The 11,976-nt window shown below is 37.5% G+C and carries 13 protein-coding genes and 1 tRNA gene; 13 read left to right on the forward strand and 1 reads right to left on the reverse strand.

The genetic code is table 11. The annotated features are described in order from the left end of the window. Positions 1-98 precede the first annotated feature (98 nt). The 13 genes from AC6IWN_RS05620 (at position 99) to AC6IWN_RS05680 (ending at position 10,684) form a co-directional block, all read left to right on the forward strand. The gene (locus AC6IWN_RS05620; protein ID WP_497991390.1) at positions 99-917 is read left to right on the forward strand and encodes a P-loop NTPase; all 819 of its coding nucleotides are present in this window, start codon (positions 99-101) and stop codon (positions 915-917) included. A 22-nt stretch (positions 918-939) separates the two neighbouring features. Beyond that, a complete protein-coding gene (locus tag AC6IWN_RS05625) occupies positions 940-1,506 on the forward strand; it encodes a thymidine kinase (protein ID WP_497991391.1) in 567 nt (188 codons plus the stop codon). A 150-nt stretch (positions 1,507-1,656) separates the two neighbouring features. Beyond that, positions 1,657-2,397 carry a peroxiredoxin gene (locus tag AC6IWN_RS05630; protein ID WP_497991392.1) on the forward strand — a complete coding sequence of 247 codons (741 nt, stop codon included), beginning with the start codon at positions 1,657-1,659 and terminating at the stop codon, positions 2,395-2,397. Positions 2,398-2,486: 89 nt separating this feature from the next. Continuing rightward, on the forward strand, positions 2,487-2,924 hold the full coding sequence (locus tag AC6IWN_RS05635; protein ID WP_497991393.1) for an RrF2 family transcriptional regulator: 438 nt from the start codon (positions 2,487-2,489) through the stop codon (positions 2,922-2,924). A gap of 280 nt (positions 2,925-3,204) precedes the next feature. Next, entirely contained in the window at positions 3,205-4,491 is a 1,287-nt protein-coding gene (locus tag AC6IWN_RS05640; protein WP_497991394.1) for an O-acetylhomoserine aminocarboxypropyltransferase/cysteine synthase family protein, read from the forward strand. 18 nt (positions 4,492-4,509) lie between these two features. Next, on the forward strand, positions 4,510-5,439 hold the full coding sequence (gene cysK / locus AC6IWN_RS05645) for a cysteine synthase A (protein WP_497991395.1): 930 nt from the start codon (positions 4,510-4,512) through the stop codon (positions 5,437-5,439). A 279-nt stretch (positions 5,440-5,718) separates the two neighbouring features. Then, positions 5,719-6,597, forward strand: a complete 879-nt coding sequence (locus tag AC6IWN_RS05650; RefSeq protein ID WP_497991396.1) for a YicC/YloC family endoribonuclease — start codon at positions 5,719-5,721, stop codon at positions 6,595-6,597. Between the two features lie 24 nt (positions 6,598-6,621). Further along, positions 6,622-6,897 (forward strand): DUF370 domain-containing protein, encoded by a 276-nt coding sequence (locus tag AC6IWN_RS05655; protein ID WP_497991397.1) that lies wholly within the window; start codon positions 6,622-6,624, stop codon positions 6,895-6,897. A gap of 61 nt (positions 6,898-6,958) precedes the next feature. Further along, complete coding sequence (gene rpoZ, locus AC6IWN_RS05660) at positions 6,959-7,243, forward strand: DNA-directed RNA polymerase subunit omega (RefSeq protein ID WP_497991398.1); 285 nt, start codon at positions 6,959-6,961, stop codon at positions 7,241-7,243. A 192-nt stretch (positions 7,244-7,435) separates the two neighbouring features. After that, positions 7,436-8,143 (forward strand): signal peptidase I, encoded by a 708-nt coding sequence (gene lepB, locus AC6IWN_RS05665; RefSeq protein ID WP_497992173.1) that lies wholly within the window; start codon positions 7,436-7,438, stop codon positions 8,141-8,143. Positions 8,144-8,232: 89 nt separating this feature from the next. After that, positions 8,233-9,222, forward strand: a complete 990-nt coding sequence (holA, locus tag AC6IWN_RS05670) for a DNA polymerase III subunit delta (protein ID WP_497991399.1) — start codon at positions 8,233-8,235, stop codon at positions 9,220-9,222. 63 nt (positions 9,223-9,285) lie between these two features. Next, positions 9,286-9,373 (forward strand) — tRNA-Ser (locus AC6IWN_RS05675). 291 nt (positions 9,374-9,664) lie between these two features. After that, the gene (locus AC6IWN_RS05680; RefSeq protein WP_497991400.1) at positions 9,665-10,684 is read left to right on the forward strand and encodes an EFR1 family ferrodoxin; all 1,020 of its coding nucleotides are present in this window, start codon (positions 9,665-9,667) and stop codon (positions 10,682-10,684) included. A gap of 8 nt (positions 10,685-10,692) precedes the next feature. Here AC6IWN_RS05680 and AC6IWN_RS05685 read toward each other — a convergent pair whose 3' ends face one another. Then, positions 10,693-11,874: an aminotransferase-like domain-containing protein gene (locus AC6IWN_RS05685; protein ID WP_497991401.1), complete on the reverse strand. Its 1,182-nt coding sequence runs from the start codon at positions 11,872-11,874 to the stop codon at positions 10,693-10,695. Positions 11,875-11,976: the final 102 nt, after the last annotated feature.

Here is an 11,976-nt window from a genome sequence, read left to right on the forward strand (position 1 = left end):
TTTGTGCCTGCGAAATCATCGACACAAACTAATACAAAGGGTAAGCATGTATTGTTCGTGTGAAAATATATGTAAAAACATAGAAAAGGATGATGAAAATGAGTGATTGCAGTCAAGATTGCGGAAGCTGTAGTGCAAGCTGTGGCGATAGAAAAGGCGAGAATAGTTTTTTAGAAAAACCACATGAGCTGAGTAAGGTTAAAAAGGTAATTGGTATTGTCAGTGGTAAGGGTGGAGTTGGTAAATCAATGGTTACCTCTTTGATGGCGGTAATGATGCAAAGGAAAGGTTACCATACTGCAATTTTAGATGCAGATATTACCGGACCTTCCATCCCGAAAGCATTTGGTTTAAAGGAAAGAGCAAAAGGCAGTGAGCTTGGAATGTATCCGGTTAGAAGTAATTCTGGAATCGATGTGATGTCAATTAATTTACTTTTAGGTGATGAGACGGATCCCGTTGTATGGAGAGGACCGGTTATCGCAGGAACTGTAAAGCAGTTCTGGTCAGAGGTTATCTGGAGTGATGTGGATTATATGTTTGTTGATATGCCTCCAGGTACAGGTGATGTACCTCTTACGGTATTTCAATCCCTACCGGTTGACGGAATTATCATAGTTACCTCACCTCAGGAGTTGGTTTCCATGATCGTTGGAAAAGCAGTAAAGATGGCTCAGATGATGAATGTACCAATCCTTGGATTAGTTGAGAATATGTCATACTTTGTGTGCCCGGATTGTGATAAGGCTTATCCTATCTTTGGCGAGAGTAAGATTGAAGAGGTAGCTGCAAAGTATAATATTAGGAATTATGCCAAGCTTCCAATTAACCCTAAGCTTGCCGCGGCATGCGATAAGGGTATGATAGAATTATTCGAGGGCGATTGGCTGGATCAGTTAGCGGAAGTAATTCAATAAAGAATAGCGAAGGACAAAAAAGATGGCTAAACTATATTTTAAATACGGCGTTATGGGAAGCTCAAAAACAGCGCAGGCATTGATTACGAAGTTTAATTATGAAGAACGTGGTATGAGGGTATGGTTATTTAAGCCTCAAATCGATAGCCGTGATGGGGAAGGTATTGTAAGTTCGCGTGCCGGACTATCTGCAAAAGCCTCTGTTTTATCTGAGGACGAGGATGTTTATGAGGAATATCAAAAATTAGATAATCCAGTGGATGTAATCATTGTTGATGAGTGCCAATTCTTAACGGAAGAACAAGTAAACCAATTATCATATCTGGTCATCGATTTTGATGTACCGGTGATTTGTTTTGGACTAAGAGCGGATTTTAGAACGAAGATGTTTCCGGGAAGCAAACGTTTGATGGAAATAGCTGATTCTATAACGGAGATTAAAACGATCTGTTCCTGCGGTAGAAAAGCGACGGTGAATGTACGTCTGGATGCAAATGGTAAGATTGTGACAGAAGGGGAACAGATATTGATCGGAGGAAATGATCAATACACCTCTATGTGCTATCAATGTTTTATAAAGAATAGATAAACAAAACAAAGCAAGGGGTTATAGCAAAATCTGATCCGATCAGGATAAGTGATTATTTGCTGTGCCCCTTGCTTTTCTATGTCAAACTGTATCATATATGGATACGCTATCATATCTTTGTATTAATAGCATAATTCAGAGGTGGCAGTTATGCCGATGATGGGAGATATGGCGCCAAGCTTTCGTGCACCTACAACATTAGGGGAGATAGATTTTCCAAGGGATTATTATGGAAAATGGGTTGTACTATTTAGTTATAGAGCGGATTTTACACCGGTGAGTACTACAGAAATTATGATTTTTGCCTCCATGATAAATGAGTTTAAGGACATAGATGTTGAATTGATAGGAGTATCAGGGGATTCGTTATATTCCCATATTGCCTGGACTCGAAAGATCAAAGAACTGGTCTGGAAAGATAAAAAGCACATTGATATCACTTTTCCCTTGATTGCAGATGTAAAAAGTGAGATAGCGAAGGAGTATGGATTAGTGGGCTCTTCCGATCAAGACAGTTGCACATCGGGTTCGGTTTTTATTGTCGATCAGGTGGGAAAGATCAAGGCCATATTGCATTATCCGGCCTCGGTTGGGGTAAATATACAAGAAGTTAAAAGAATGGTAATTGCGTTACAAAAAGCGGGTGAGGAGCATGTGTTAATTCCTGCCCAGTGGCTTCCAGATGATGATGTGATGCTTCCAATACCCGAGAACTGCGGTGCGGCAGCAGAACGGATTGAGAAAATCAATGAAAACATCTACAGCGTCGATTGGTTTTTGAGCTTTAGACAGACTAATCTTATACCTGATGAGGAGGAAAAAATAATACCTGAAGTAAATCCCTATCCATCCGCATTTCCGGTGAGGCGAAGAACTAATTTCAGAAGATGATGTTAAGTGAGGCGCGAACAGTTGTATTCCTACTACTCACATGGTATTATAGTAATAAAGAATCGAATAGTTACTGAGGAGGATAAGTCATGAAGGTTTCAACAAAGGGTAGATATGCACTACGTTTAATGTTGGATTTGGCTTTAAATAATACCGGTGAATATATTACGATAAAAAGTATTGCAGCTAGACAGAACATCTCCGAGAAATATTTAGAGCAGATTATATCACTGTTAAACCGTGCAGGATATGTGAAAAGCATACGTGGAGCTCAGGGTGGTTATAAATTAATGAAAGCACCTACGGAATATACGGTAGGAATGATTCTTCGATTAACAGAGGGAAATTTAACACCAGTGGATTGTGTCGAGGATCTGACGAATGAATGCTCAAGAAGTGAAGGTTGTGTAACCAGAGAAGTGTGGGAAGAACTCTATGAAGCAATTAAGTCAGTGGTGGATCGGATCACACTCCAAGATCTTGTAGATAAGCATAAAAGAAAAGTTCCTTTGGATTTTTCTATATAAATTGGAAAAATATTATCAAATGAGGCTACTTTATAATTGTTGCTTTAAAGGAATTATGTTATATTGTCACGCAGTTATTTTATCAGTGCTTTATTTTATAGCATCTTTTCTAAGAATAATGATTTTGGAGTAGTCTCCTCTATAATGATATTGAAATAAATTACATTTCCTACTTGACAAATATTACAAGTGGGTTTAGTATAATTACCAAAGCATAGTAAATATGTATGAATAGTAGTTATTGCATGCATATCACAAATTTATCATGGAGGTATTCATTATGGCAAACGAAAAGAAACTGAGATTTGAAACTTTACAACTTCATGTAGGACAGGAAAAACCGGATAGCGCAACTGATGCAAGAAGTGTTCCGATTTACCAGACAACATCCTATGTGTTTGCAGATTCCGCACAGGCAGAAGCAAGATTTAACCTGAGTGAGGGTGGAAATATCTATACAAGAATTATGAACCCTACCTCTGATGTTTTTGAACAGAGAATTGCAGCATTAGAAGGTGGAGTAGCAGCGTTAGCAACTGCTTCCGGAGCTTCAGCGATTACATATGCAGTACAAAATATCGCACATGCCGGAGATCACATTGTATCTGCTTCCACAATTTATGGTGGTACATATAATCTCTTTGCTCACACTTTAGAAGACTTCGGAATTAAAACTACTTTTGTTGACTCCGATGATATTAGTAATTTTGAGAAGGCGATTCAGCCGAATACAAAAGCAATCTTTATTGAATCCTTAGGAAATCCGAACAGTAATATTATCGATATTGAAAAGGTTGCGGAGATTGCACACAATAATAAGATACCATTGATTGTAGACAATACCTTTGCAACACCATATTTACTTCGACCAATTGAGTACGGTGCAGATGTTGTAGTACATTCCGCTACCAAGTTTATCGGTGGACATGGAACAACACTCGGTGGTGTAATTATTGATGCTGGTAAGTTTGACTGGGAAGGTTCCGGTAAATTCCCGGGATTAACCGAACCAAATCCAAGCTATCATGGTGTACAGTTTACAAAAGCGGTTGGTGCATTAGCATATATCATCAAAGCAAGAGTAACCTTATTAAGAGATACCGGAGCTTCCATCAGCCCGTTTAACTCCTTCCTGTTACTTCAGGGACTTGAGACATTATCTCTTCGAGTAGAGCGACATATATATAATACATTAAAGGTGGTTGAGTTCTTGAATAATCATCCTAATGTTGAAAAGGTGAATCATCCTTCCTTGCCGAGCGATCCATACCATGAATTATATAATAAATTCTTCCCGAACGGCGGAAGTTCTATCTTTACTTTTGAGCTTAAGGGTGATGCGAATACAGCAAAAGCATTTATAGATAAATTGGAGATCTTTTCATTATTAGCAAATGTTGCTGATGTAAAATCACTGGTTATCCATCCGGCAAGCACAACTCATTCTCAATTGAATCCGGAAGAGCTTCTATCTGTAGGTATTAAACCAAATACCATTCGTTTATCGATTGGCACAGAACATGTTGATGATATCATTGAAGATTTAAAACAAGCTTTAGAAAATTAATATAAAAGGAGAACCGTTATGGCTGAGTTTAAGAAAAAAATTACAGAGTTAATTGGAAAGACACCACTACTAGAGTTGGCAAACTATAATCATATTCATAATCTTGATTCAAAGATTGTTGCTAAACTGGAATATTTTAATCCGGGAGGCAGCGTGAAGGATCGTATCGCAAAGAAGATGATTGAAGAGGCGCTAAAGAGTGGTCAAATTAATCAAGACACTGTAATTATTGAACCTACCAGCGGTAATACAGGGATCGGTCTTGCAAGCGTGTGCGCCAGTTACGGCTTGAAACTAATTATTACTATGCCTGAGACAATGAGTGTTGAACGAAGAAATCTTATGAAAGCCTACGGCGCAGAACTGATTCTTACCGAAGGACCGAAGGGAATGCAGGGTGCGGTTGATAAATCCATCGAATTAAATAAGGAGATCTCGAATAGTTTTATCCCTTCTCAATTTGAAAATCCGAATAATCCTAAAGTTCATGAGGAGACTACAGGTGTAGAGATTTGGGAAGATACCGAAGGAACAGTAGAAATCTTTGTAGCAGGTGTCGGTACCGGTGGAACCATTTCAGGAACAGGAGCTTATTTAAGATCTAAGAATCCCAATATCCAAATTGTTGCGGTAGAGCCGGCGGATTCTCCATTGTTATCGGAGGGAAGATTAGGATCCCATCGACTTCAGGGTCTTGGACCAAACTTTGTACCGGGAACATTGAACAAGAATATCTATAATGAGATTATCACAGTTACTACAGAAAATGCCTTTGAAACAGCAAGGGAAATCGCAAAAAAAGAAGGCGTTCTTGTAGGAATCTCATCCGGTGCAGCTCTTTGGGCAGCGACTCAGGTTGCAAAAAGACCGGAGAATGCAGGAAAGGTGATTGTAGTAATCTTACCGGATACCGGAGAGAGATATTTATCAATCGCTGATTTCTCCTAAAAAAAGGGTTTGGGTAAAAACCCTATTCATAAAAAATTAAGTATAGGAAGATAACTTTAACTGACCATAAACTAAACATTTTTATAATGCCATATTCTCAATTTGATTGTGATAAGGAGATTCCGTTATAAAATTGTTTATTTATGGTCAGTTTTTGAGGTTGTTTTTGATGTGATAAATTCTTGACTTGTAAAGTTATATCCCTTATAATGAATTGAATGTAATAAAATAATTGTGATGCACAAGAAAGCATAATCACAAATGAAAGAGTGTGCAGATATGTTAAAAAGCATGACAGGCTTTGGACGATGTGAAATCGCAGGAATGGATCGTAAAATAACGATTGAGATGAAAGCAGTGAATCACAGATACTGTGAGATTGCGATAAAAATGCCTAAGAAACTTGGCTTTTTTGAAGCGGGTATCCGCAATTTATTAAAGCAATATATAGGTAGAGGTAAGATAGATGTTTACATTACATACGAAGATTACACAGAGAATAACGTATGTGTAAAATATAACGCTGAATTAGCAAAAGAATATTTGACTAATTTAGAGAAGATAGGCAATGACTTTGGATTAGAAAATGATATTAGGGTGTCCACCTTGTCCAGATATCCAGATGTATTTACTCTGGAAGAGCAAACCATTGATGAAAAGGAATTATGGGAATTAGTCGAGGAGGCTGTGCGAACAGCTGCTGTAAAGTTTGTTGAGACAAGAATCGCAGAGGGTGCGAACCTTAAGAAGGATATATTCTCAAAATTAGATAATATGCTTAATCTGGTAGAGTTTATAGAGACCAGATCACCTGAGATTGTAAAAGAGTATCGTAATAAACTGATGACTAAGGTGAGTGAATTGTTGGGAGATACCAGAATTGATGAGGGTGTTCTCGCAACAGAAGTCACAATCTTTGCTGATAAAATCTGCGTGGATGAGGAAACAGTTCGATTGAAAAGTCATATTCTCAATATGAAGGATACTTTGAATGAGAATGATAATGTAGGTAGAAAGTTGGACTTCATTGCGCAAGAGATGAACAGAGAAGCGAATACAATATTATCGAAGGCAAATGACTTAGAGGTAACCAATAAAGCAATTGACTTAAAGACTGAGATTGAAAAAGTCAGAGAGCAAATTCAGAATATCGAATAGAAGTTGGCGAAATGAGGAATAACTTTGAGTAAGTTAGTGAATGTAGGCTTTGGAAATGTAGTGAACTCCGGAAAAATAATCAGTATAATCAGCCCTGAGGCGGCACCGATCAAACGAATGATACAAACAGCTAAAGATCAGGGTATGGCAATCGATGCGACTTGTGGAAGAAGAACAAAGGCAGTGATTGTTACGGAGAGTGGACATTTGATCCTATCCTCCCTGTTACCGGATACGATTGCAGGAAGAGTAAATCAAAAAGGAATTTCAGAGATACAAGATAATACACCGAGTGAGTAATCAGGATTATTATGATATGATAATAAATATTAAATGAAAGAGATTGGAAGGAGATTTAATTATGTTGCATCCATCATATACAGATTTAATGAAAGTAGTAAATAGCGAGGTAGAACCGGGTGAGCAGCCTGTTGTAAACAGTAGATATTCAATCGTAATCGCTACTGCAAGACGTGCAAGACAAATTATCGACGGTGCTATGCCTTTGGTAAATGTTACTTATCCGAAACCACTTTCCATCGCTGTAGAAGAATTAAACCGCTCTAAGGTAAAGATTGTTGGAGATGATGAAACTCCAGAAGAGCAAGAACAACAAAACGATACGAATGGAACAACTGAAGCTTAATTTATTGTATCGATAATTGTATAAGCAAGAGTGAAAATTATGACAGCACTTTCATACAATCTGATATGAAAGTGCTTTGTATTTACGCGAAGCTATGGCTATACAGTGATAAGTGATGATTGAATAACGCTCTATTGCCATACTTTGCATAGATTAAAGGGATATGTTTAAGGAAATGGAGGGAATGGCTTGGTGTCAAATGATCCGGAAGAAGAAAAGACAGATTTGGAAAAAGTGAAAGCCTTCTCAAGAGGAAATAATTCTATAAACTCTGATATAAATGGGCTTATAGATGAGGAAACTACCTATCAAGATTTTGAAGAGCCATATGAAATAGTGGATGAAACAGCAAAGGAAAAACAAAAGAAACCAAGTAAAAAGGGTCTGTTTATTGATTTGATTTTCTACCTTATTCTGATCTTTGTGGTTGTGTATATTATCCCGAATTATGTGATACAGAGAACCTATGTCGATGGGGATTCCATGTTAAATACATTACATAATGGTGATCAACTCTATGTTGAAAAGCTCTCCTATCGATTTGATGCTTTAAAGCGATTTGATATAATTGTATTTTATCCTTACGGAAGAGAGCAATCAGACTATTATGTGAAGCGAATAATTGGCCTTCCTGGAGAAACTGTTCAGATAATCGGTAGTGATATATATATAAATGGTAAAGTATTAAAGGAACATTACGGCAAGGATCCAATTACGGAGGCAGGAAGAGCCGCGAATCCGATTAAATTGGCAAAGGATGAGTACTTTGTACTTGGTGACAATCGGGCGATTAGTAGGGATAGTAGATTTAAACAGGTCGGTAATGTAAAACGAGAAAATATCGGCGGTCGTGCAATGTTTCGCATCCTACCGTTTAGCCGATTCGGGACGATCAATTAATACAAAAAACAGAACGATTTGTGCTTGCAATTTGTATATGAATTAGGTAGAATAGTTTATGTTCTGTTCTGTAGTCAGGAGTATAGGTTATGAAGGTAATCAGAGAGCATATAAAAACAAAAAGCTTTAAACAATTCTATCTTTTGTATGGTTCAGAAGAATATTTAAAAAAGCTATATCGAGACAAATTAAAAGATGCGATTCTAACCGATGACAATGAGATGAACTTTTCTTATTATGAAGGAAAGAATGTAGATCCGTTAAAAGTGGCAGAGGTGGCAAACACATTACCGTTCTTTAGTGAGTTTCGCTTAATTATAATTGAAAACAGCGGACTATTCAAAAGCCAGAGTGATATGAGTGAAATACTTGATAAAGCACCTGACAGTACGATTACAATATTCGTTGAGAGTGAAATTGATAAGAGAAATAAACTCTTTAAAATGATACGTGATCGTGGAACTGTATCTGAAATGAATGGATTAGATGAGAGAAATTTAAAATTGTTTGTAGCATCATTATTTGAACAGAACAGTAAAAAAATTACCGAGGCTACGATTAATAATCTTTTAGATAAGACCGGAACGGATATGATAAATATCTGTAATGAGGTTGAGAAGATAAATAGCTATGCCATAGATCGTGATGTGATTACACTGCAGGATATTGATGCGGTTGTTACAACTCAGATTAACGGCAAGATATTTCAGATGATTGATGCAATCGGAAGTCAACAGTCTGCGAAAGCTCTTGATTTATACTATGATTTATTATCAGTACGAGAGAAGCCAATGTCTATCTTGTTTTTAATTATTAGACATTTCAATATCATGCTTCAAGTAAAGAATCTGCAGTCGCTTGGTCATAATTCGGCTTCTATCAGTGAAAAAGTTGGGATACCACCTTTCTCGGTAAATAAGTATGTTGCTCAATCCAGGAATTTTACTTCAAAAAGATTAAAGGAAGCGTTGGAGTTTGGAACAGAAGTGGAAGAGCAAATTAAAACCGGAAGAATGATCGAGAAAATCGGTGTTGAACTATTTATATTAACCTTTAGTAAGAGCGAAGTTACAAAATAAAAGTAAATACCTGAGTGATTTGAACTGAGAATAATCTGTTCAGAGAATTTGGTTATTATATATGGAAACGTATCGAAGAGGTCATAACGGCCCTGACTCGAAATCAGGTAGTCCCTAACGGGGCTCGTGGGTTCGAATCCCACCGTTTCCGTTATCATAAGGCTTAAAATCGTAGAGAATATGCGGTTTTGAGCCTTTTTTACGGAAATACCTTGGTTGGTGTATCACTATTATTAAAGTCTTTCGGATAAAGAATTGACAAAAGAATCAATTACTCGCCCACAGGAGTCTACGTCAACAAGACAAAATATTACATAATTCAATTTAAAAATGCAACGGATAACGAGCTTAATTGTGAGGGTTTTATTATAGCGAAGAAGGTATTTACTGAAATTGGTAGATGGCTTATAATGGAATTATTAAAGTGAATGGGGAGATTGTTATGAAAAAAGCTTTGATACATTATTTTAGTGGAACCGGTAACTCACTAATGGCTGCGACGCAGCTTATCAGAGAGAAGTGTTTAAGTGATTATGAATTCACATTTCATCCAATCGAGAAGGGGAAGCGCAGCGATATAAAGGACTATTCTCTTCATTTGTTTTTCTTTCCTGTGTTTGCAACCTCCGTTCCGCATATTGTACGTAAATACATTCGTAACCTAGAGACGGGTAATATGGCTAAAACGGTGGTAATATCTACGAATGGAAAGATCTCTATACGCTTTCGGGATGGTTATCAGGGATGGGCGCTACATCAAGCCAGGATATACTTGAAGGCAAAGCATTATGATGTTGTAATTAGTGAAACGCTTGATCTTCCATATAACGTAACAATTGTGGCACCACCTAGAAATGAAACAGCTAATAAAATAATACTTACAGAAGGGCTGAAGCCGCTCTCTATAATAGCAAACCGAATAGCGGAGCATCAGAGCTATCATCGTAGGATATTTCCAATCAACTTTCTGTGGAGCATACCCTTTGGAGTGTTATATTCCTTGCTCGGACGAAGAGGCTTTGGTAAGTTGTTTGGAGCGGATGCCTCCTGTAATCAGTGTAAACAATGCGTTCGTGAATGTCCGGTTCAAGCGATTCGATCGGATGGAAGGAGTATTCGTTGGAAATTAAACTGTGAAGGGTGTTTAAGATGTATTAATTCCTGCCCGAAGCATGCTATCCAAACCTCAACTGCACGCATTGTGCTATCGTTTGGAGCTATGTTCTTAAATCCTTTCTACCTGCTATACCCGAATGTGAGAGATAAATTTAGTGCAGACTTAAATCCATTCATAGTACATACAATCGGAGCAGTTTACGTAATATTATCGGTCTTGTTATTCTGGTTACTACTTGACCAATTAATTATATTCTTATCGAGATTTACTGTCTTCCGTAAGATATTCGGCTTTGGACATACCAGATTCTATGGAAGATATCAGGCGAAAAAATTTAGCGAATAGACCAATTCTTACTCGTGTTGCTTTAGAATTGTAGCCAAGCGTTTAATTCCCTCATTTATTGTGTTGGTATCTGAATTTGTATAATTAAGACGCATTGTATTAACACGCTCCCTGTAAGTATAAAAAGGGTCTCCCGGGACAAATAGTACCTTTGCGTCGGTAGCTTCCTTAATTAAATCAATGGTGGGTAATCCGTTATGTAGGGTTGCCCATATAAACATACCACCGACCGGAGTAGTATAGGATACATAGCCCGGAAAAAACTCCTTCATTGAGTGAAGCATCGTATTACATTGTGACTGATATAGGGACTTGATTTTGGTGATATGCTCCTCATAATCATTATGTTTCAGGTAGTCATAGATTAAATACTGGCCAAAGATATTCGTGTGCAAATCGGAGCCCTGCTTTGCAGTTATAACATGCTGCATAATTTCCTTGTTCTTTGTACAAAGAAAACCCAATCTCATGCCAGGAGTAATTGTTTTTGAAAAGGAGCCAAAAAGTACGCTGTTTTCTAATTTGTTCGCTCCGATATATGGAAGTGTTTTACCATCAAAACAAAGTTCACTATAGGGGTCATCCTCAACGAGCACAACATTGTATCTTTGTAGTATCTTATATACCGCCTCACGCTTTTCCTTCGAATAGGAGAGGCCGGTCGGATTCTGATAATTTGGCACACTATAAAAGATCTTAACCTTATTTTTTTTCAGTGCTTCCTCCAACTCATTCAGATTTACGCCGTCCTCTTCCAAGGTCAACGGTATAAATTCCGGCTCGAATAATGAGAAGGCTTGGATCGCACCAAGATATCCGGGTTCCTCAATTAATATTTTATCCCCTTTATTAATAAATACTTTACCTAACAGATCCAGTCCTTGCTGAGAACCGGTGGTGATCATAATATCCTCCGGTGAAAAATCTAATCCAAATCGCTTCTTATAACGAGCCGCTATATATTGTCTGAGCGGAAAATACCCTTCTGTAGTTGAATATTGAAATACAGCTTCCCCGCTATCACGAATGATTCGTTCAGAGGATTTTGATAACTCCTCTAACGGAAAGGATATGGGGTTGGGAAGTCCCCCTGCAAATGAAATAATGTCCTTATTACCGCTAACTTTTAAGATTTCTCTGGTAAATGAGGGTTTTGTTTTCATAATTCGATCGGAGTATAAATACTGCATATTCTTGTCCTTCTTTCTTTTCATTCCTATTATAAATACAATGCTAAAAACCCTAGACAACGCCTTGTCGGATAAAATGCCATATTTAATTACTGTTATTTA

It is taken from the genome of Variimorphobacter sp. HTMS_6 (genome assembly GCF_059717775.1).

Bases quoted from the DNA above. Each gene is read 5' to 3' on its own strand.
- AC6IWN_RS05620 (WP_497991390.1), top strand. From the start codon at position 99: ATGAGTGATTGCAGTCAAGATTGCGGAAGCTGTAGTGCAAGCTGTGGC.
- AC6IWN_RS05625 (WP_497991391.1), top strand. From the start codon at position 940: ATGGCTAAACTATATTTTAAATACGGCGTTATGGGAAGCTCAAAAACA.
- AC6IWN_RS05630 (WP_497991392.1), top strand. From the start codon at position 1,657: ATGCCGATGATGGGAGATATGGCGCCAAGCTTTCGTGCACCTACAACA.
- AC6IWN_RS05635 (WP_497991393.1), top strand. From the start codon at position 2,487: ATGAAGGTTTCAACAAAGGGTAGATATGCACTACGTTTAATGTTGGAT.
- AC6IWN_RS05640 (WP_497991394.1), top strand. From the start codon at position 3,205: ATGGCAAACGAAAAGAAACTGAGATTTGAAACTTTACAACTTCATGTA.
- cysK (WP_497991395.1), top strand. From the start codon at position 4,510: ATGGCTGAGTTTAAGAAAAAAATTACAGAGTTAATTGGAAAGACACCA.
- AC6IWN_RS05650 (WP_497991396.1), top strand. From the start codon at position 5,719: ATGTTAAAAAGCATGACAGGCTTTGGACGATGTGAAATCGCAGGAATG.
- rpoZ (WP_497991398.1), top strand. From the start codon at position 6,959: ATGTTGCATCCATCATATACAGATTTAATGAAAGTAGTAAATAGCGAG.
- holA (WP_497991399.1), top strand. From the start codon at position 8,233: ATGAAGGTAATCAGAGAGCATATAAAAACAAAAAGCTTTAAACAATTC.
- AC6IWN_RS05680 (WP_497991400.1), top strand. From the start codon at position 9,665: ATGAAAAAAGCTTTGATACATTATTTTAGTGGAACCGGTAACTCACTA.
- AC6IWN_RS05685 (WP_497991401.1), bottom strand. From the start codon at position 11,874: ATGCAGTATTTATACTCCGATCGAATTATGAAAACAAAACCCTCATTT.